Genomic DNA, 18465 nt, shown 5'->3' with positions numbered 1-18465 from the left:
AGCGCCCTCGCGCACGGTCTTTCTGGGTTGGTGGACGCCAATCATTGATCGGACCACCGCTGTCGAGGAGGATCTGCCCGGCTTATCGTTCGCTCGCGGCTGCCTGCGTTTCGAAGAGGAGAAGGCAGAGTTCCCGCCGCATGGAGCGCAGCCGGGCCGTGACGTCGAGCGGCTGGCCCTCGCCCAGCGCGTCGTCGAAGGCATCGACCACATGCTGCTCGCCGTCACGGATCTGGTCGAGGATGCTGCCGTCGATCCCGTCGATCATCGAGCGGAGCGATACCACCGCCCGATTGACCTTGGACATGATGCTGCCGTCGCTTTCGGGGTTCCGGCCGAAGCGCGCGATCATCTCGGCCAATTCACCGGCCTGTGCGCGGTGCAGGTCCCGGAACCGCTCGGCCGTCGGCCTGAACTCCGGTTCGGCCCGGCCGACCATCGTCTCGAAACCGGCCAGCACATCCACGCAGCGCAGATGGAGCGTCTCGAGCGCCTGAAGCGCCGCGGGCCCCGGCGCGCCGTAGGATCGCATCCCGACCATCAGCAGTCCTCCATCCGGACCGGACCCTGAGCAGTGCCGGTCAGATTCCGCGCGACGCCCCTCGCGGACCGAGGACCAGCCACAGGATGAAGCCGATCACCGGAAGCAGAATGACGATCAGCGCCCAAAGCACCTTCCGCCCCGTCGAGGCGGAGGAGCCAAGAATGGATACCAAGGCCCAGAGATCGAGCGCAAGGATGATGAGGCCGCCGAAGCCCCGAAGCTGAAACATATTCATTTCCATCTGCGCGATCCCTTGTGTGAAGAACTCGTATGCCAGCAAACGCGTCGCGGGGGCGTCGGTTCCTGCCCCGGCCCAAACCGGACCTCCTCATTCCACGACGCATCGCGCGGCTGCAGCGCGCCCCGCACTCCGATGCGCCGAACATCGTCCGGTGTCGGCGGGATCAGGTGGCAAGGAAGGCTTCGACCGGCGCGAGAGACCGATCAGGGCCTTCTTCCTGCGGGACGTGTCCCATGTGCGGCAGAAGGACCGTGCGGGCATCCGGGAGGGCGCGGGCATAGGATTGCGCATTGGTGACGGGAATCACCGCATCCTCCTCGCCCCAGAGCAGCAGCGTAGGCGCCCGGACTTTCGCCAGCAGGCGCTCTGGCGGCACGAGAACGGTCTGGCGCATCCGGTCGAACAAGGCTTCCCGCACGCCGGGTGCGCGGATGAGATCGTGGTAGCGGCTCACGATCTGGTCCGTCATTACCTCGGGATCGGCGTAGGCCATACCCAGCGAAAGCCGCAGCAGCGGCTTCGGCAGCCAGAACCGGACAGCCTGGGCGAGCATCGGAACCTCCGGCGCCTCACCATAGGTGAAGCCGGGGCTCTCGTAGCCGTCCGGCGACACGAGAACGAGCTTGCGCACCCTGTCGGGATGGGCGGCGGCGAAAGTGAAGGCTATGCGCCCTCCGATCGAGTTGCCGATGACATCGGCGCGCTTGAGCTGAGCCCGGTCCATGATCGCGAGCACGATCTGCGAGACACGTTCGTCCGAGTAGTCGCCGGTCGCATCGGGAGGAGAGAGGCCGAGGCCGGGAAGGTCGAAGCTGATAACCCGGCGCTTGACGGCCATGCGATCCTGCCACGCGCTCCAGGTATGGAGGCTGGACCCGAAGCCATGGATCAGGATGACGGCCGGCGCGGTCTTCGGCCCCCGGTCGCGCATGTGGATCGTGGTACCGGCGACCTGTACGAGGTCTCCTGGGCTCGCGAGATAGCGGTTCTCGAGCTCCGCGCGTGGAAGGTCCGGTGTCCACAGGGCAAGACCGGTCCCGAGCATGACCGCAGCCATGAGGTTGAGCACGAAGATCAGACGAAACTGGCGAACCCTACTCATGCACCACCGCTCGGAACCTGGCGGACTTCCCTCCGTTGGCCCCATGCCAGCCGAGAATCGCCCACCCACGATTCGTGCAGTTAGGTTGCGATAACCTTCCGTCAATACTTCATCTTGTCGCGTGGCGTTTTGCCGCACCTCTTGGGCAAGTCATTGCGCCGCAATGCAGCATATGAGGTGCGCCTTAAATCACGGCACTTTAATAACTTGATCCTGCTCAAATCAGAAATGCTGCGTGTGCATTATATCGTTTTCATGAACCGAAGGTATGAGAGGCTCCGGCGTTATCGGAGATACGGAAAGATCGATGTCTGACATGAAGTGGAATGCAGAGGGCGTGCCTGCTTACGGGCAGGCGCTCGATCGTGCTGCGCGCGCGACGATTGCGGGCATGACGCGCGGACTGGCACCTTCGGTGCTGGCGACGGCGACTCTCGACTGGATGATGCACCTCGCTGCAGCACCCGGCAAACAGGTGGAACTTCTGGAGAAGGCCGTCAATTCGGCCACGACGCTGATGCAGGGCGGGTTTCAGGCGCACGAGGCGCCCGTGAAGGATCGCCGCTTTGCCGCGGAAGCGTGGAGCAGCCAGCCCTACGCCGCGATGCGCGACTGCTTCCTTCTGACCGAGGACTGGTGGCAGGCCGCCACCACCGGACTGCGCGGCATGGACCGGACGCATGAGGCGGCGCTGAGCTTCTCGGTCCGCCAGATGCTCGACGTCTGGTCGCCCTCGAACATTCCCTTCCTCAATCCGGAGGTTCTGAGCCGCACGACCGAGACGCGGGGCGCGAACCTGATGCAGGGCGCGATGAACTTCGCCGGGGACATGGCGCAGCTCGTCACCGGCGCCTCCATGGACCAGACCGAATTCCGCGTCGGCGAGAACCTCGCGGCGACGCCCGGCAAGGTGGTCGCGCGGACCCATCTGATGGAACTGATCCAGTACACGCCCACCACCAGGCAGGTGCATCCCGAGCCGGTGCTGATCGTGCCGGCCTGGATCATGAAATACTACATCCTCGACCTCACCGAGCAGAACTCGCTGGTCCGCTGGCTGGTGTCGCAGGGCTTCACCGTCTTCATGATCTCGTGGAGGAACCCCGACTCCGAGGATCGGGACCTGGGCCTTGTCGATTACCTCGACCAGGGGCCAAGAGCGGCGCTGAAGGCGATCCAGGAGATCACGGGCGCGCCGAAGGTTCACGCGGCGGGCTACTGCCTTGGCGGCACGCTCCTGTCAATCATGGCGGCGCGGATGGCGCATGACCATGACGAGCGGCTGGCCTCGATGACGCTCTTCGCGGCGCAGGTGGACTTTTCCGAGGCAGGCGAACTCGCGCTCTTCATCTCGGAGGCGCAGGTCGCGCTGCTCGAGGACATGATGTGGCATCAGGGCTATCTCGACAGCGACCAGATGAGCGGGGCCTTCACGCTCCTGCGGTCGAACGACCTGATCTGGTCGCGGATGATCCACGAATACATGATGGGCGAGCGTCCGCATGCGAACGACCTGATGACCTGGAATGCGGATGCGACCCGGATGCCCTACCGGATGCACTCCGAATATCTCCGCCAGCTCTTCCTCGAGAACCGCTTCGCCGAGGGCAAGTTCGAGTTGGAGGGCCATGCCCTCTCGCTGACCGAACTTCGGCTGCCGATCCTCGCGGTGGGCACCGAGACGGACCACGTAGCGCCCTGGCGGTCGGTGTTCAAGATCCAGCGCCTGACCGAGACCGAGACGACCTTCATCCTCACCTCGGGTGGCCACAACGCAGGCATCGTGTCCGAGCCGGGCCACAAGCGGCGGCATTTCCGCATCGCCACCACCCAGCGCGACGATGCCTATCGCGATGCGGACGAGTGGTTCGCCACGACCACGCCGGCCGAAGGCTCGTGGTGGCCCGCGTGGGGCGCCTGGCTTGCGGAACGGTCCTTGCCCCGCACCAAGCTGCCGCCGATGGGCAATGCCTCGGGCGGCTACCCCGCGCTCTGCGACGCGCCGGGCACCTACATCCTGCAACGCTGAAGGTCAGGGACAATGCTCAAGGGAAAATACGGGCTGGTGGTGGGTGTCGCCAACGGCCAATCGATTGCCGCCGGCTGCGCCCGCGCCTTTGCCGAAGCCGGGGCGGAACTCGCCCTCACCTATCTCAACGAACGCGCCCTGCCCCATGTGCGGCCGGTCGCCGACGAGGTGACGGCCGCGGCCCTGCTGCCGCTCGATCTCTCGCAGGAAGGTGAGCTGGAAGCGGTGTTCGAGAACGTCCGGGAGCGCTGGGGAAGGCTCGACTTCCTGCTCCATTCGGTCGCCTTCTGCCCTAAGGAGGACCTGCACGGCCGCGTCACCGACTGTTCCGCCACGGGCTTCGCGCAGGCCATGGACATCTCCTGCCACTCGTTCCTGCGAATGGCGAAGCTTGCCGAACCGCTGATGAGCGCGGGCGGCAGCCTGATGACGGTGAGCTATTACGGCGCCGAGAAGGTCGTGGACCATTACAACATCATGGGTCCGGTCAAGGCCGCGCTCGAGGCCTGCACACGGCACGTCGCGGCCGAGCTCGGGCCGCAGGGCATTCGGGCGAACGTGCTCTCGCCCGGCCCCATCGCGACCCGCGCGGCCAGCGGCATCGACCACTTCGACGCGCTGATCGAGGATGCCAAGACCCGCTCGCCCGAACGACGCCTCGTGACCGTGGCCGAGGTGGGCGCCGTGGCGGCCTTCCTTGCTTCCGATGCCGCCTCGGGCGTCACCGGAACCGTGACCCATATCGACGGAGGCCGACATGTTCGGATGTGATCCTTCCATCACCACGGTCGAGAACCGGACGCTCGAGGAACTGCAGATCGGCGACAGCGCCGAGGTGGACCGGGTGCTCACGCCCGAGGATATCGAGCTCTTCGCCGTCATGTCGGGCGACGTGAACCCGGCCCACCTCGATGCGACCTATGCGGCCGAAACGGGCTTTCACCATGTGATCGCCCACGGCATGTGGGGCGGCGCGCTGATCTCGGCGGTGCTCGGCACCCGCCTGCCCGGCCCCGGCACGATCTACCTCGGCCAGTCGCTGCGCTTCCGCCGCCCCGTCTCGCCCGGCGACAAGATCACCGTGCGGGTGACGGTGCGCGAGAAGGACATGGCCTCGGCCAAGGTCACGCTCGACTGCCTCTGCCTCAACCAGGCGGGAGAGCTGGTCATCACCGGCGAGGCGCTGGTGATGGCCCCGCGCGAGAAGGTGCGCCGGCCGGTCTCGCACCTGCCCGAGGTGCGGCTTCACAATCCCGGCGCGCGCTTCGCGAACCTGATCCTCGCGGCGCGCAGCCTGCCGCCGATGCCCACGGCCATCGTGCATCCCTGCGACGACCTGAGCCTCCTCGGCGCGATCCAGGCTGAGGGCGCGGGCATCATCACGCCGTGGTGGGTCGGGCCGAAGGCCAGGATCCTCGCCACGGCGGCCGCGGCCAATGTCACGCTGGACGAAAGCCGCATCGTCGATGCCCCGCACAGCCATGCCTCGGCCGAAGTGGCAGTGGATCTGGTGCGGGACGGGCGCGCGGGCGCGCTGATGAAAGGCAAGCTGCACACCGACGAGCTGCTGTCGGCCGTGCTCTGCCGCGCCAAGGGCCTGCGGACCGAGCGGCGCCTCAGCCATGTCTTTGCGTTGGACGTGCCGGACGTGGACCGGATCCTGTTCATCACCGATGCCGCGATCAACATCGCGCCTGACCTCGAGACGATGAAGGACATCGTGCAGAACGCCATCGACCTCGTGATGGCATTGGGGATCGAGACGCCGCGCACCGCCCTCCTCTCGGCGGTCGAGACCATCACGGGCAAGATCCCCTCGACCCTGCTGGCGGCTTCGATCTGCAAGATGCACGACCGTGGCCAGATCATGGGCGGGCTGATCGACGGGCCGCTGGCCTACGACAACGCCATCTCGCTCGAGGCGGTGAAGGCCAAGGGCATCGTGTCCGACGTGGCGGGGCGCGCCGACATCCTCGTGGCGCCGAACCTCGAGAGCGGAAACATGATCGCCAAGCAGCTGATCCACCTCGGCGGTGCCGAGGCCGCGGGCCTCGTGTTGGGCGCGAAGGTTCCGATCATCCTCACCAGCAGGGCCGACAGCCCCTCGGCGCGCCTCACCTCGGCCGCCCTCGCCCGCCTTCACGCAGAGGCGCGGCCCACGAAGCCGGTGGCCGAATGAAACCCGTCTGGCTCGTCCTCAATATCGGCTCCTCCACGGTCAAGTTCGGCCTGTTCGACGTGGAGGACGCCACTCCCCTCGTGCGCGGTCTGGTCGAGGGGATCGGCCTCACGCCACGGCTGAAGGCCACCCTGCCCGACGGAACGCTGGAACTGCGCGCGCCCGCCGACGCGCGCGACGCGAAGGAGCTGACGCTCTGGCTTCTCGGCCTGCTGGAAGGGCGGCTCGGTCCGCTCGACCTGCATGCCGCCGGGCACCGGGTCGTCCACGGCGGCCCGGACTACAACGCGCCGGTGCTGCTGACGCCCGAGGTCATCGAACGGCTGGAGAGCTTCTCGCCTCTCGCGCCCAGCCACCAGCCTTTCAACCTCGCGGGTATCCGTGCGGTCGAGGCGCGCTGGCCGGGCGTGCCGCAGATCGCCTGCTTCGACACCGCCTTCCACCACGACCGGCCCCGCCTCGCCCGCCTCTATGCCCTGCCCCGTGCGATGGCCGACGAGGGCATCCAGCGCTACGGCTTCCACGGGCTCTCCTACGACTACATCGCGAGCCGTCTGCCCGAGGTGCTGGGCGAGACGGGACGCGGGAAGGTGATCGTGGCGCATCTGGGCAGCGGCGCGAGCCTCTGCGCGATGGAGAACCTGCGGAGCGTCGACACCACCATGGGCTTCAGCGCCCTCGACGGTCTGATGATGGGCACGCGCTGCGGCCAGCTGGATCCGGGCGTGATCCTTCATCTGCTCCGCCAAGGGATGACCGGCCCCGAGATCGAGGGCATCCTCGGCCGGAAGAGCGGCCTTGCGGGCATGTCGGGGATCAGCCCCGACATGCGCGACCTGCTTGCCAGCGACCGGCCGGAAGCTGCCGAGGCAGTCGATCTGTTCGTGCGCTATGTCCTGCGGCAGATCGGGGCGCTCGCCGCTTCGATGGGCGGGCTCGACGCACTCGTCTTCACCGCGGGCATCGGGCAGCATTCGCCAGAGATCCGGGCGCGGGTCATGGCGGGCCTCGGCTGGATGGGACTGGTGCCGGACGAGGCGGCAAACGGTCGTGCGAGCGGCATCATCTCCGCTCCGGAGAGCCGGGTGGCGGCTGCCGTGATTGCGACGGACGAGGAGGAGGTGATCCTGCGCGCGCTGCACCGTGGGGAAGTGGATCATTTCACCGCACAGACGGCGCTGGCCTGAGCGGTCGCAGGGCGGCCATCCATGGCGGTCGCCGGCCGGGTCCGGGAACACCGGACCGTGCCACGAGCCGGCCGGGGCGGCATTGCCCCGGCGCCTCCGCGGATCTCTGCTCAAAATGCCGTAGCGCGGGAACGTTCCTGCAAGATGCGCATTCCTCAGCGTAATGTTCCGGGAGGGCGAACCGCCCGGACCCGACATGGAGGATCAGATGAGCATTCCGAAGTTCCTGCTGCCCGCACTTGTCGCGAGCATCGCCATTGCCGCGTGCGGCGAAACGCGCACCCAGCGGGCCGCGACCGGCGCGCTCGGCGGCGCGGTGGCGGGCGAGGTGCTGGCCGACGACCCGGTCACGGGCGCCGTCGTGGGCGGCGTGGGCGGCGCAGTCCTGCCCTGACGCAGACGATGCGGCGCAGCACGGGTTGACTGCGCCGCAAGCCCAAGGCGTGCGGAATCCGAAGGCGGCGATCTACCGCACCACGTCCAGCCATACCGCAGGCCCAGCGCGCGCGGATCTGAAGCTCGATCCCGTGGGCCGTCTGGACAAGCCAGCCTTGGCCCGGCAGTCTCCCCCCGTGAAGGAGATCTGCCGTGACCGTCGAGCTTGTGCTTGTCCTTGCCCTCCTTTTTTCCGCCATCGTGATGTTCGCCCTCAACCGCCCGCGCATGGATGCCGTGGCGGTCATCATGATGGTCGCCCTGCCCTTTACCGGCGCCCTCACGTTGCGCGAGTCCCTGTCGGGCTTTGCGGATCCGAACGTCATCCTGATCGGGGCCCTCTTCGTCATCGGCGAGGCGCTGGTCCGCACGGGCATCACCAAGCGTCTCGGTGACTGGGTGATCGCGCGCGCGGCGGGCAGCGAGACCCGGCTGGTGATCTACCTGATGGCGGCGGTGGCGGCCCTTTCTGCGATCATGAGCTCGACCGGCGTCGTCGCGATCTTCATTCCTGTCGTGCTGCGCATTGCCCGGGACGCGCATATCCCGGTTGGCCGGCTGATGATGCCGCTGTCGGTTGCCGCGCTCACATCGGGGATGACGACGCTGGTGGCGACACCGCCGAACCTCGTGCTTCACGGAGAGCTGGTGCGCACAGGCCACGAAGGGTTCTCGTTCTTCGCCTTCACGCCTTTCGGTCTTCCGATGCTTGTCGTGGCCGTTCTCTGGATGCTGGTGGCGCGACGCTTTCTGGGAGGTCCGGCCAGCTTGGCCGCGCCCGAGCCGCGGCATCTGGGCGACTGGGTGGCGGAATATGGCCTCGCCGGTCACGAGGCACGCCTGCGGATCGGAGCGGCGTCCCCGCTCGCCGGTGCAGCCGTTTCGGACGCCGACTTTCTGTCCAGCCGCGGCATGACAATCCTCGCCATCGAGCGGCCCGGCATCTTCGGCGCGGAACTCATCCATCCGAAGGCGGCGACACGGCTTCGGGCGGGGGACATCCTGCTGCTCGACCTCGAGCGTGCCGCGATCGACCTGCCGGCGATGCGCGAGCGCTGGCACCTCGAGGATCTTCCGCCCTCCGGCGCCTATTTCGCCGACCGGGTCTCTGACATCGGCATGGCCGAAGTGATGATCCCCGCCACGTCGAGCTTCGTCGGCCGCACCCTGCTGGACCTGCGCTTCCGGTCGGTCCACGACCTCGCGGTCGTGGCCATGAAACATGGGGCGCAGTCGGTGGCCGGTCCGGTGGCGGACGAGAAGCTTCGCGAGGGCGACACTCTGCTCGTCGTCGGCCCGTGGCGGGCGATCCGCCGCATCGGCGCGGAGCGGCGGGAGATGATCCTTCTGGACCTGCCCGGCGAGGCCGAGGACGTCGCGCCCGAGGGCCACCGGGCGCCGGCGGCATTGGCGGTGCTGGTGCTCGTGGTCGCCCTGATGGTTTCGGGCATCGTCCCGAACGTGCAGGCGGCGCTCGTGGGCTGCCTGCTGCTCGGCCTCCTGCGGTGCATCGACATGCGCTCGGCGCTGGCTTCGATCCGTTGGGAGACGCTGGTGCTGATCGTGGGCATGCTGCCCTTCTCGATCGCCCTGCAGCGGACGGGAGGCGTCGATCTCGCGGCCGAGGCCCTGATCGGCCTCCTGGGAGATGCCGGGCCGAGGGCGATCCTCGGCGCGCTCTTCTGCGTGACGACGGCGCTCGGCCTCTTCATCTCGAATACCGCGACGGCGGTGCTCATGGCGCCCGTCGCCGTGGCGCTGGCCGAGCGGATGGGCGCGTCGCCGCATCCCTTCGCCATGATCGTCGCGCTCGGCGCCTCGTCCGCCTTCATGACGCCGGTGGCCTCGCCGGTGAACATGCTGGTCGTCGGTCCCGGCGGCTACCGCTTCATGGATTTCGTGAAGGTGGGCGTGCCCCTGACCATCGCCAGCCTTCTCGTCGGGGTGGTCATGGTCCCTATCCTTCTGCCGCTCTAGGAACGCAGCGGAACGGTTGACCGCCGCGCTGCGCAGGGTGTCACCTCGGCCCAACCGAGAGGAGGAACCGATGCCCATCCCCGAAAGCCTGAAGGGCCGCCTGGCCGCGCCCGTGATCGCGGCGCCGATGTTCCTCACCTCGGGTCCCGATCTCGTGGTCGAGACCTGCAACGCCGGGCTGCTCGGCACCTTTCCGGCCCTGAACCAGCGGACGAGCGAGGGATTCCGCGAGTGGCTGCGCGAGATCCGCGGGCGGCTCGCGCCGGAAGCCGCGCCGTTCGGCGTGAACCTGATCGTCCACCGCTCGAACCCGAGGGTCGAGGCCGACCTTGCCATCTGCGTCGAGGAGCGGGTGCCGCTGGTCATCACCTCGCTCGGGGCGGTGCCGGAACTGGTTGCGGCCGTCCACGGCTACGGCGGGCTGGTGTTCCATGACGTGGTGAACGCGCGCCACGCGAGGAAGGCGGCCGAGGCGGGCGTCGACGGGATCATCGCCGTGGCGGCGGGCGCGGGCGGTCATGCCGGGACACTGAGCCCGTTCGCACTGGTGTCCGAGATCCGCGCGTTCTTCGGTGGCGCCATCATCCTCTCCGGCGCGATGAACACGGGGCGGGATGTGGCCGCGGCAAGGATGATGGGGGCGGATCTCGCCTATCTCGGCACCCGCTTCCTCGCCACCACGGAGGCGATGGTGCCCGACGAGCAGAAGCGCATGGTCGCGGAGAGCAGCGCCGCCGACATCGTCTACACGCCGAAGGTCAGCGGCATCCCGGCAAGCTTCCTGCGCCAGAGCCTCGCCGCGGCCGGGATAGACCCGGAGGGCGGCGCCGCGCCCCACCTCGACATGGCGTCGGAGGCGAAGGTCTGGCGGGATGTATGGTCGGCCGGGCAGGGGGTCGGCGGCATCACGGACATTCCGGCTGCGGCCGATCTCTGTCGTGGCCTCATCTCGGAATATCGAGACGCCGTTGCCGCCTGCGCGGACGCTGCCCGCGTAGAAGGTTGGCTGTGAGGATTCAGCCCCCTGCGAACCGACTGCAGGCGCGCATGGAGCCGCAGAGAGCCGGGCGGACAGGTATCCGGCCGGCGCCTTTTCCGAGAATTATCGGAACGGATTGTTTCGGTTCGCGCCCCGCAGATCAGAGCGCGGCGAGTTCTTCCGGTGTGCGGCCCTGCGCCATGGCGACCTTGAACCAGTTCGGGCACCGCCCGCGCCCGTTCCAGGAGATCGCTCTGTTGGCCGGGTTGAAGTAGCTGACGCGCTTTCCCCCGGACCCTTGTCCGGTCGGAAGCGTGGCTGTTACAGAGCGGGTCTTCGATGCTGCCTGCCGGATCTCGCATGCATCCAGAGCGGCAGAGATCCTCCCGTAGAGGTCCAGCAGCTCGTCCCGATTCAAGCGCTCGATATTCAATTTCACACTGACCACCCAAGCCTTGTTTCGCCGGTCACACACACCGGCCCCATGGCGAATTTTTTCTCACCTTACATAAGGTTCCCGGACCGGCCGAGTATCTTTGGTCTAGGGACTACATACTTTGGGATGGGATCAACCGGGTGACGTCGCGGCAAAGTGACGCCTCGAGGACGGGACCGATGCGGATGCAGTCGAGACGCCTGATTTCTCGACACGAGATGAAGCGGAGCGGCGGACTGCCGCCATGCCGTCCTTCAGCCGCGGGCCGGCGAGTCCGATGATCGAGACGGACGCAGACATTGACGCCAGAAGGAGTGGGCGGCAGCCCGCTCCGCGCTCTGCATCAAGCAATAAATGCCGGTGACAGCCACGCGGCCTCCGGCATTGGACGGCATCGGCCAGTGGCCAGTGGTCAGGCGGCGCGACGGATGGTCGAGGCGGGCTTTTCCAAAGGCTTCGTGGTCGGCGGCACCACATGGGCGCTGCAAGCGAGCATGAGATCGTAGGGGCTCTTCATGTCCGTCGCGAGGCGCTCGACCATGCCACCATACCATTCCTGCATCGACGAGAAGGAAGCGGTATCGGTGAAACCCTTGTCCATGACCTTCTGCGTCGTTCCGATCAGGCTCGTCATCGCCGATTGACGGCGGTCAAGCCACTGGTGCGCCGCCTGGTTCACTTCGCCGGCAATACCCTGCTGCATGTCGAGCATCCGCTTCGCCATGATCGTTGCCATGGGGGCCGCCGACATGGACGAAAAAAGCTGTGTCATCGTGTCGAACATGGTGCGGGAAGTCTCGGCCGGTTTGGTCATGATCATCCTCCAGATCGTTCGTTTCAGCCGCCGCCGGGGGCGGCGCGGTCGAAACGTGGGCACTCGAGGCCGAAGCGTCAACGGAAATCCGCAATGTCGGCGCGCCTTTGCGCAGATGCGGCATGCGCAATCGTTTGCGCGTGCGGCAAGGGCGCCGAAAGCACGACGCAGCCTTGAGCCCGCGCGCGACCGAGTCGTGGCGAGAGCTTGCGCAACCGCAAATTGCGGCAGTGCAGGGGCTGCTAGTGACCGGGCATCAGATTGAAGGAGTGTCAGATGCTCAAGACGACAACCGCTGCCGCGCTCATGCTTCTCCTCGGCACCGCCGCCCATGCGGCGACGCACGAGGTGACCATGCTCAACAAAGGGGCCGACGGCGCCATGGTGTTCGAGCCCGCCTTCGTCGCAGCCCAGCCGGGGGATACGATCCTCTTCAAGGCGACCGACAAGGGCCATAATGCCGAGACCATCAAGGGGATGCATCCCGAGGGCGCCGAGACCTTCAAGGGCAAGATGGGCAAGGATCTCGAGGTCACGCTGACCGAGGAAGGCCTCTATGGCGTGAAATGCTCGCCGCACTTCTCGATGGGGATGGTGGCGCTGATCCAGGTCGGCGCGCCGGTCAACCGCGAAGCGGTCGCCGCCGCACCGATGAAGGGCGCGGCGAAGAAGCGGTTCGATCCCTTGCTCGCGCAGGTCGCCGAGTAGGATCGACCGGAGCGCGGTCCCTTGGGGGAGGGGCCGCGCTCCGCCCCCGCTCAGAACGGGCTGTCCGGGAAGTAGAACTGCTCGGCATTCTCGGGCGTGATCAGCTGCGAACCGATGATGAAGCGCCCCGAGACCGGCGTCGAGGAGACGAGCTTCAGCGCCGTCAGCTCGATCGCGGTGGAGATCTGCGCCGGCGGATAGGTCACGTTCGCCGGAAGCTGCGGATCGCCGTCGGCGATGCGCCGGATGATCTCCTTCATGCCGGCGCCGCCCATCACCCACATCTCCTCGGTGCGGTTCGCTTGGGCGATGGCCTCCATCGCGCCGATGGCCATGTCGTCGTCGGCGGCCCAGACCGCGTCGATCTCGGGATATTTCGACAGGAAGTCCTGCATCACGTTGAAGGCGTCGTCCCGGTTCCAGTTTCCGTGCTGCATGTCGAGCACCTCGATGCCCGAGCCCTCGAGGGCCTTGGTGAAGGCATCGACGCGCTCGTTGTCGAGGGTGGTGGGGATGCCGCGGAGGACGACGATCTTCTTGCCGGACTCGAGGTTCTGCGCGAAGTACTCGCCCGCCACGCGACCGAAGCCGGGGTTGTCGCCCGCCACATAGAGATCCTCGATCCCCTCGACCGAGAGGCCACGATCCACGACCGTCACCCAGATGCCTGACTCCTTGACCGCTTGGACGGGCGAAGTGAGCGGCTCACTCTCGAAGGGCAGGACGACGAGGGCGCTGATGTTGCGCGTGGCGACCATGTCCTCGATGTCGTTGACCATCTTGCCCGCGTTTCCGGCGGTCGCCAGCACGAAGTCGAGCTGCGGATAGACCTGCTGCAGCCGGGCGATGGTATCCTGCGCGTGGAAGTTCAGCCCGCCCATGAAGCCGTGGGTGGCCGAGGGGATCGCCACTCCGATGGTGCCCACCTTCTCCTGCGCGAGGGCGGGGGCTGCGCCGGCCCCGGCGGCCACGCCGGCCACGGCCGCGGTGGTCAGGAATTCTCTGCGTTTCATCACGTTCCTCCCAAGGATCTACCGCGTGTCCGCGGCCTTCTTCTCCCGCTGCAGGACGACAGCGAGGATGACGATGACGCCCTGGATCGTGCCGTTGAGATAGGGGCTGACGATCGAGGCGAGGTTCAGGATATTGTCGATCAGGCTGAGGATCAGGACGCCCACGACGGTGCCCCAGACGCGACCATAGCCACCCTTGAGCACCGTGCCGCCGATGATGACGGCGGCGATCGCCTCGAGCTCCCACAGGACGCCGGTCGAGCCCGAGGCCGAGCCCAGCCGTGGCACGTACATGATGGTGGCGAGCCCCACGAGCAGCCCCAGAAGCGCGTAGGTCGCGATCCGCACGCGCGGCACCTTGATGGCCGAATAGCGCGCCACCTGCTCGTTCGCGCCGATCGCCGCCACGTGGCGGCCATAGGCGGTCTGGCGCATCACGATCTCGCCGAGGATCGCGACGATGGCAAAGACGATGATCGGCCAGGCCACGCCCAGGATCCCGCCGTAATAGACCGGCCGGTAGAGGCCACGGAGGCCGAAATCGAGCGAGAGCGTGCCGCCGTCGGCCAGCCAGGTCACCAGCGAGCGGTAGATGCCCATGGTGCCCAGCGTCACGATGAAGGGCTCGATCCCCACCTTGGCGATGAGAAAGCCGTTGAGCCAGCCTGCAAGGAGGCCCGCGCCGGCGGCGACCAGCACCCCCACGAGGATGACCGAGACCCCTTCGCCCATGTGGGGCAGAAGCGCGTTCATCGACAGGATCATGAGCCCGGCGATGAAGGCCGCCATGGATCCCACCGAGAGGTCGATGCCCCCCGAGGTGATGACGAAGGTCATGCCCACGGCAATGATGCCGATGAAGGCCGAGCGCGCCAGCACGTTCGTCACGTTGCCGTAGCTGAGGAAGTTCGGGTTCAGCCAGGCGCCGAGCGCGATCAGCACGAAGAGCGCGAGCAGCGGCCCCAGCACATGCAGATGGAAGCGGGGACGGGGGGCGGTGACGGCACTCATGCGCTGGCCTTCCGGTGGTTCAGCCCCATCGCGAGGCGGACGATGTTCTCTTCGGTGATGGCGTCGCCCTCGACCTCGCCGGCGATGCGACCCGCGCTCATCACGACCACGCGGTTCGCGAGCCCGATCACCTCGGGCAGTTCGGACGAGACGACGATCACGCTGCGGCCTTCGGCGGCAAGGCGGGCGATGAAGCCATAGATCTGCTGCTTGGTGCCGACGTCGATCCCGCGCGTCGGCTCGTCGATGATGACGACACGCGGCTCGGCCAGCATTGTCTTGGCCAGAAGCAGCTTCTGCTGGTTCCCGCCAGAGAGGCTGCCCGCGCTGATCCCGCGGTCGCCCACCCGGATGTCGAAGTCCGAGATCGCCTGCGTCAGGGCGCGATCCTCCGCCGCCTTGTCGATCAGCACGCGCCCGAAGCGGCCCAGCGCGAGGAGGGTGAGGTTCTCTCCCAGCGGCTTGCCGAGGAGGAGGCCCTTCTCCTTGCGGTCCTCCGTCAGGTAGACGAGGCCCGCCGCGCGCGCCGCCGACACGGACGCGTGGGGCAGGGGAGTTCCCTCCATCCGCACCTCTCCCGTCGCCGGGCGGAGGCCCACGATGCCCTCCATGAGCTCGGTCCGGCCTGAGCCCACGAGACCCGCGAAGCCCAGCACCTCGCCACGGCGCAGGGTGAAGGAGGCGTCGCGCACGAACCCCGGCACAGTGAGGCTCGCCACCTCGAGCACGGACTCGGACGCGGGAGAGGACTTCGGCGGGAATAGGCCGGACAGCTCGCGGCCCACCATGGTCTCGGCCATCCGGTCCTCGGACAGCCCCTTTGCCGGTGCCGTCATCACCCGGCGGCCGTCGCGAAGGACCGTCACCCGGTCGGCGATCCGTGCCACCTCGTCAAGCTTGTGCGAGGTGTAGAGGATGGACGTGCCCGCCGCCCGCAGCCGGTCCACCTGTTCGAGCAGCGTATCGGTCTCGCGGTGGGTGAGCACGGCTGTCGGCTCGTCCATGATGAGGACGCGTGCCTTCAGCCCCAAGGCCTTGGCGATCTCCACCATCTGCCGGTTCGGCACGGACAGGGTCGAGACACGGGCGCGCGGATCGACCGCGCAATGCAGCCGCTCGAGCAGGCGGCGGCTTTCGGCCTGCATCGCCCGGTGGTCGAGAAACGGGCCGCGCTTCAGCTCGCGCCCGAGAAAGATGTTCTCCTCGACCGTGAGCGGGGTCGCGAGGTTGAATTCCTGATGGATCATCACGATCCCCGCGGCCTCGGCCTCGCGCGAGGAGGGGAAGTGGACGGGCTGGCCGTCCAGCAGCACCTCTCCTGCCGAGGGCGCGAGATAGCCCGCGAGGATCTTCATCGTGGTGGATTTTCCCGCACCGTTCTCGCCGATCAGCGCATGGACCTCGCCGGGGCGGAGGTCGAAGTCCACGTCGAACAGGACCTGAACCGGCCCGAACAGCCGCGAGACCTGGCGGATCGCCAGAACCGGCTCGGTCATGGCACCACCCAGGCGGCATTCCGGCGCGACGAGCGGAGGCAGGCGTCGATAAAGGCCATGCCCTCCATGCCGTCGGCGATGCCGGGATAGGTCACGCCCTCGGGCAGGGCTTTCCCCTCGCGATGGGCGAGGATCGCTTCGGCCGCTTCCGAATAGATCGTCGCGAAGGCCTCGAGGAACCCTTCGGGATGGCCTGCGGGCGTGCGGCTCACCCGCGCGGCCTCGGGGCCTGCGCCCGCGCCCATGCGGGTGATGAGATGCTTCGGCTCACCCAAGGGGGTGTGCCAGAGCTCGGTCGGGGTCTCCTGCGCCCATTCGAGCCCGCCCTTCTCGCCATAGACCCGCAGGCGGAGCGAGTTTTCATGCCCCACCGCGACCTGACTGCACCAGAGCATCCCGCGCGCCCCACCCTCGAAGCGCAGCATCACATGGGCGTTGTCGTCGTTCTGCCGGCCCTCGACGAATTCCGAGAGGTCGGCCGCCAGCGCCTCGACCTTTAGGCCGGTCACGAAGCGGGCGAGGTTGTAGGCGTGCGTCCCGATATCGCCCGTCGAGCCGCCCGCGCCGCTGCGCGCCGGATCGTTGCGCCATTCGGCCTGCTTGTTGGCGACGGGGGTGGCCATCCAGCCCTGCGGATATTCGACCTGCACCACCCGCAGCCGCCCCAAGGCGCCCGAGGCCACCAGTGCGCGCGCCTCGCGCACCATCGGATAGCCGGTGTAATTGTGCGTGAGCACGAAAAGCGCGTCCGCCTTCTCGGCCGCCTGCTGCAGGCGCTTGGCCTCGGCCAGTGTCGCCGTCAGCGGCTTGTCGCAGATCACATGGATGCCGCGCTTCAGGAACTCGCGCGCCACCGGCCCGTGCATGTGGTTCGGGGTAACGATCGCTACCGCCTCGATCCCGTCGCGCCGCCGGGCCTCGGCTTTCGCCATGGCGGTGAAATCGTCGTAGCTCCGCGGGATGCCAAGTGCCGCCGCGCTCTCGCGCGCCTTTTCGGGCGTCGAGGACAGCGCGCCCGCCACCAGCTGATATTTCCCGTCGAGCCGGGCGGCGATCCGGTGGACCGCGCCGATGAAAGCCCCGCTGCCGCCGCCCACCATGCCGAGCCGGATGGGCCCCTCGCGCCCCGCAAAGCGGCTCATCGGTCGAGCCCCAGCATGGCACGGTTGGCGGCCTCGTCGGTGCCTGCGCCGGCGAAATCGTCGAAGGCGTTGGGCGTCACGCGGATGATGTGGTTCCGCACGAACTCCGCCCCCTCGCGCGCCCCGTCCTCGGGATGTTTCAGCGCGCATTCCCATTCCACGACCGCCCAGCCGTCGAAGTCGAGCGCGGTCAGCTTCGAGAAGATCGCGCCGAAATCCACCTGCCCGTCGCCGAGGCTGCGGAAGCGCCCCGCCCGGTTCACCCAGGACTGGAAGCCGCCATAGACGCCCTGCCGCCCCGTGGGGTTCAGCTCGGCGTCCTTGACGTGGAACATGCGGATGCGGCTGCCGTAGATGTCGATATTGTCGAGGTAATCCAACGCCTGAAGCACATAGTGCGACGGATCGTAGAGCATGTTGCAGCGGGCGTGGTCGCCCACGCGCTCGAGGAACATCTCGAAGGTCACGCCGTCGTGCAGGTCCTCGCCGGGGTGGATCTCGTAGCAGAGGTCGATTCCGCAGTCCTCGGCATGGTCGAGGATCGGGCGCCAGCGGGCGGCCAGTTCGTCGAAGGCGGTCTCGACAAGACCCGCGGGCCGCTGCGGCCAGGGATAGAGATAGGGCCAGGCGAGCGCCCCCGAGAAGGTCGCCATCGCCTTGAGCCCGAGGTTACGCGAGGCGGTCAGGCCTTTCATCACCCGGTCGACCGCCCATTCCTGCCGCGCCTTCGGATTGCCGCGGACGGACGGATCGGCAAAGCCGTCGAGCATCGTGTCATAGGCCGGATGGGCCGCGACGAGCTGGCCATGCAGGTGGCTCGCAAGTTCCGTGACCTCGAGGCCCGCCTCGGCCGCCTCGCCCTTGAACTGGTCGCACCAGTCCTTCGACTCCGCCGCCCGGTCGAGATCGAACAGCCGCGCGTCCCATGTCGGGACCTGCACGCCCGCATAGCCGCAATCGGCCGCCCAGCGGGTGATGGACTTCCATGAATTGAAGGGCGCAGCATCGCCCGCGAACTGCGCCAGAAACAGCGCAGGCCCCTTGATCGTCTTCAAGCGCCTTTCCTCCCTCCGGTCGCCACCGGTGCAACTCCTCCACCGCGACCGCTGTCTTGATGTAATCGTTTGCAGGTTCACTATAGACGCGCAAGACTTGCTGACAACGATTCTCCT

Annotated in this window: 18 protein-coding genes; 8 read left to right on the top strand and 10 right to left on the bottom strand. The window is 67.4% G+C overall.

Features of this window, described 5'->3' with window-relative positions:
* Window positions 1-82 precede the first annotated feature (82 nt).
* From ACTVZP_RS05310 to ACTVZP_RS05300, 3 genes are all read right to left on the bottom strand, one after another.
* Window positions 83-541, bottom strand: coding sequence for a ferritin-like domain-containing protein (locus ACTVZP_RS05310; protein ID WP_443211061.1), 459 nt, complete (start codon window positions 539-541; stop codon window positions 83-85).
* A 40-nt stretch (window positions 542-581) separates the two neighbouring features.
* Entirely contained in the window at window positions 582-785 is a 204-nt protein-coding gene (locus ACTVZP_RS05305; protein ID WP_443211433.1) for a PLD nuclease N-terminal domain-containing protein, read from the bottom strand.
* A gap of 163 nt (window positions 786-948) precedes the next feature.
* The gene (locus tag ACTVZP_RS05300) at window positions 949-1887 is read right to left on the bottom strand and encodes an alpha/beta fold hydrolase (RefSeq protein ID WP_443211060.1); all 939 of its coding nucleotides are present in this window, start codon (window positions 1885-1887) and stop codon (window positions 949-951) included.
* 307 nt (window positions 1888-2194) lie between these two features.
* On the opposite strand from ACTVZP_RS05300, the gene ACTVZP_RS05295 reads away from it, so the two are divergent.
* From ACTVZP_RS05295 to ACTVZP_RS05265, 7 genes are all read left to right on the top strand, one after another.
* Window positions 2195-3916, top strand: a complete 1722-nt coding sequence (locus ACTVZP_RS05295; RefSeq protein WP_443211059.1) for a PHA/PHB synthase family protein — start codon at window positions 2195-2197, stop codon at window positions 3914-3916.
* A 12-nt stretch (window positions 3917-3928) separates the two neighbouring features.
* Window positions 3929-4687, top strand: coding sequence for an enoyl-ACP reductase FabI (gene fabI, locus ACTVZP_RS05290; RefSeq protein WP_443211058.1), 759 nt, complete (start codon window positions 3929-3931; stop codon window positions 4685-4687).
* Entirely contained in the window at window positions 4674-6095 is a 1422-nt protein-coding gene (locus ACTVZP_RS05285) for a bifunctional enoyl-CoA hydratase/phosphate acetyltransferase (protein WP_443211057.1), read from the top strand. Before fabI ends, ACTVZP_RS05285 begins: the two co-directional genes overlap by 14 nt.
* On the top strand, window positions 6092-7282 hold the full coding sequence (locus ACTVZP_RS05280; RefSeq protein WP_443211056.1) for an acetate/propionate family kinase: 1191 nt from the start codon (window positions 6092-6094) through the stop codon (window positions 7280-7282). The genes ACTVZP_RS05285 and ACTVZP_RS05280 overlap by 4 nt, the downstream gene beginning before the upstream one ends.
* Before the next feature lie 208 nt (window positions 7283-7490).
* Window positions 7491-7676, top strand: a complete 186-nt coding sequence (locus ACTVZP_RS05275; RefSeq protein WP_443211055.1) for a hypothetical protein — start codon at window positions 7491-7493, stop codon at window positions 7674-7676.
* Window positions 7677-7870: 194 nt separating this feature from the next.
* Window positions 7871-9694 carry an SLC13 family permease gene (locus tag ACTVZP_RS05270; protein ID WP_443211054.1) on the top strand — a complete coding sequence of 608 codons (1824 nt, stop codon included), beginning with the start codon at window positions 7871-7873 and terminating at the stop codon, window positions 9692-9694.
* A 70-nt stretch (window positions 9695-9764) separates the two neighbouring features.
* Window positions 9765-10706 carry an NAD(P)H-dependent flavin oxidoreductase gene (locus tag ACTVZP_RS05265; RefSeq protein WP_443211053.1) on the top strand — a complete coding sequence of 314 codons (942 nt, stop codon included), beginning with the start codon at window positions 9765-9767 and terminating at the stop codon, window positions 10704-10706.
* 127 nt (window positions 10707-10833) lie between these two features.
* Here the strand turns inward: ACTVZP_RS05265 and ACTVZP_RS05260 are convergent, their stop codons facing one another.
* Both ACTVZP_RS05260 and ACTVZP_RS05255 read right to left on the bottom strand, forming a co-directional pair.
* Window positions 10834-11112, bottom strand: a complete 279-nt coding sequence (locus ACTVZP_RS05260; protein ID WP_443211052.1) for an H-NS family nucleoid-associated regulatory protein — start codon at window positions 11110-11112, stop codon at window positions 10834-10836.
* Window positions 11113-11521: 409 nt separating this feature from the next.
* On the bottom strand, window positions 11522-11923 hold the full coding sequence (locus tag ACTVZP_RS05255) for a hypothetical protein (RefSeq protein ID WP_443211051.1): 402 nt from the start codon (window positions 11921-11923) through the stop codon (window positions 11522-11524).
* 276 nt (window positions 11924-12199) lie between these two features.
* On the opposite strand from ACTVZP_RS05255, the gene ACTVZP_RS05250 reads away from it, so the two are divergent.
* Entirely contained in the window at window positions 12200-12631 is a 432-nt protein-coding gene (locus ACTVZP_RS05250; protein ID WP_443211050.1) for a pseudoazurin, read from the top strand.
* Window positions 12632-12681: 50 nt separating this feature from the next.
* On the opposite strand, the gene ACTVZP_RS05245 is transcribed toward ACTVZP_RS05250, so the two are convergent.
* Genes ACTVZP_RS05245 through ACTVZP_RS05225 form a run of 5 tightly spaced genes read right to left on the bottom strand, consistent with a single transcriptional unit; the run spans window position 12682 to window position 18348 of the window.
* Window positions 12682-13644: an ABC transporter substrate-binding protein gene (locus ACTVZP_RS05245; RefSeq protein WP_443211049.1), complete on the bottom strand. Its 963-nt coding sequence runs from the start codon at window positions 13642-13644 to the stop codon at window positions 12682-12684.
* 18 nt (window positions 13645-13662) lie between these two features.
* Window positions 13663-14655, bottom strand: a complete 993-nt coding sequence (locus ACTVZP_RS05240) for an ABC transporter permease (RefSeq protein WP_443211048.1) — start codon at window positions 14653-14655, stop codon at window positions 13663-13665.
* Entirely contained in the window at window positions 14652-16151 is a 1500-nt protein-coding gene (locus ACTVZP_RS05235) for a sugar ABC transporter ATP-binding protein (protein WP_443211047.1), read from the bottom strand. Before ACTVZP_RS05235 ends, ACTVZP_RS05240 begins: the two co-directional genes overlap by 4 nt.
* Window positions 16148-17293 (bottom strand): Gfo/Idh/MocA family protein, encoded by a 1146-nt coding sequence (locus tag ACTVZP_RS05230; protein WP_443211046.1) that lies wholly within the window; start codon window positions 17291-17293, stop codon window positions 16148-16150. Before ACTVZP_RS05230 ends, ACTVZP_RS05235 begins: the two co-directional genes overlap by 4 nt.
* Window positions 17290-18348, bottom strand: a complete 1059-nt coding sequence (locus ACTVZP_RS05225) for a sugar phosphate isomerase/epimerase family protein (protein WP_443211045.1) — start codon at window positions 18346-18348, stop codon at window positions 17290-17292. The genes ACTVZP_RS05230 and ACTVZP_RS05225 overlap by 4 nt, the downstream gene beginning before the upstream one ends.
* Window positions 18349-18465: the final 117 nt, after the last annotated feature.

The sequence above is a fragment of the Rhodobacter sp. NSM genome (genome assembly GCF_052244495.1).
Lineage (GTDB): Bacteria > Pseudomonadota > Alphaproteobacteria > Rhodobacterales > Rhodobacteraceae > Cereibacter_A.
The sequence above is the reverse complement of the archived record's forward strand: the minus strand, read 5'-3'. Positions and strand labels throughout refer to the sequence as shown.

Excerpts from the sequence above, each read along its gene's own strand:
- ACTVZP_RS05265 (WP_443211053.1), top strand. The coding sequence starts at position 9,765 with ATGCCCATCCCCGAAAGCCTGAAGGGCCGCCTGGCCGCGCCCGTGATC.
- ACTVZP_RS05245 (WP_443211049.1), bottom strand. The coding sequence starts at position 13,644 with ATGAAACGCAGAGAATTCCTGACCACCGCGGCCGTGGCCGGCGTGGCC.
- ACTVZP_RS05255 (WP_443211051.1), bottom strand. The coding sequence starts at position 11,923 with ATGACCAAACCGGCCGAGACTTCCCGCACCATGTTCGACACGATGACA.
- ACTVZP_RS05300 (WP_443211060.1), bottom strand. The coding sequence starts at position 1,887 with ATGAGTAGGGTTCGCCAGTTTCGTCTGATCTTCGTGCTCAACCTCATG.
- ACTVZP_RS05275 (WP_443211055.1), top strand. The coding sequence starts at position 7,491 with ATGAGCATTCCGAAGTTCCTGCTGCCCGCACTTGTCGCGAGCATCGCC.
- ACTVZP_RS05305 (WP_443211433.1), bottom strand. The coding sequence starts at position 785 with ATGGAAATGAATATGTTTCAGCTTCGGGGCTTCGGCGGCCTCATCATC.
- ACTVZP_RS05280 (WP_443211056.1), top strand. The coding sequence starts at position 6,092 with ATGAAACCCGTCTGGCTCGTCCTCAATATCGGCTCCTCCACGGTCAAG.
- ACTVZP_RS05235 (WP_443211047.1), bottom strand. The coding sequence starts at position 16,151 with ATGACCGAGCCGGTTCTGGCGATCCGCCAGGTCTCGCGGCTGTTCGGG.
- ACTVZP_RS05285 (WP_443211057.1), top strand. The coding sequence starts at position 4,674 with ATGTTCGGATGTGATCCTTCCATCACCACGGTCGAGAACCGGACGCTC.
- fabI (WP_443211058.1), top strand. The coding sequence starts at position 3,929 with ATGCTCAAGGGAAAATACGGGCTGGTGGTGGGTGTCGCCAACGGCCAA.
- ACTVZP_RS05295 (WP_443211059.1), top strand. The coding sequence starts at position 2,195 with ATGTCTGACATGAAGTGGAATGCAGAGGGCGTGCCTGCTTACGGGCAG.
- ACTVZP_RS05310 (WP_443211061.1), bottom strand. The coding sequence starts at position 541 with ATGGTCGGGATGCGATCCTACGGCGCGCCGGGGCCCGCGGCGCTTCAG.
- ACTVZP_RS05250 (WP_443211050.1), top strand. The coding sequence starts at position 12,200 with ATGCTCAAGACGACAACCGCTGCCGCGCTCATGCTTCTCCTCGGCACC.
- ACTVZP_RS05230 (WP_443211046.1), bottom strand. The coding sequence starts at position 17,293 with ATGAGCCGCTTTGCGGGGCGCGAGGGGCCCATCCGGCTCGGCATGGTG.
- ACTVZP_RS05240 (WP_443211048.1), bottom strand. The coding sequence starts at position 14,655 with ATGAGTGCCGTCACCGCCCCCCGTCCCCGCTTCCATCTGCATGTGCTG.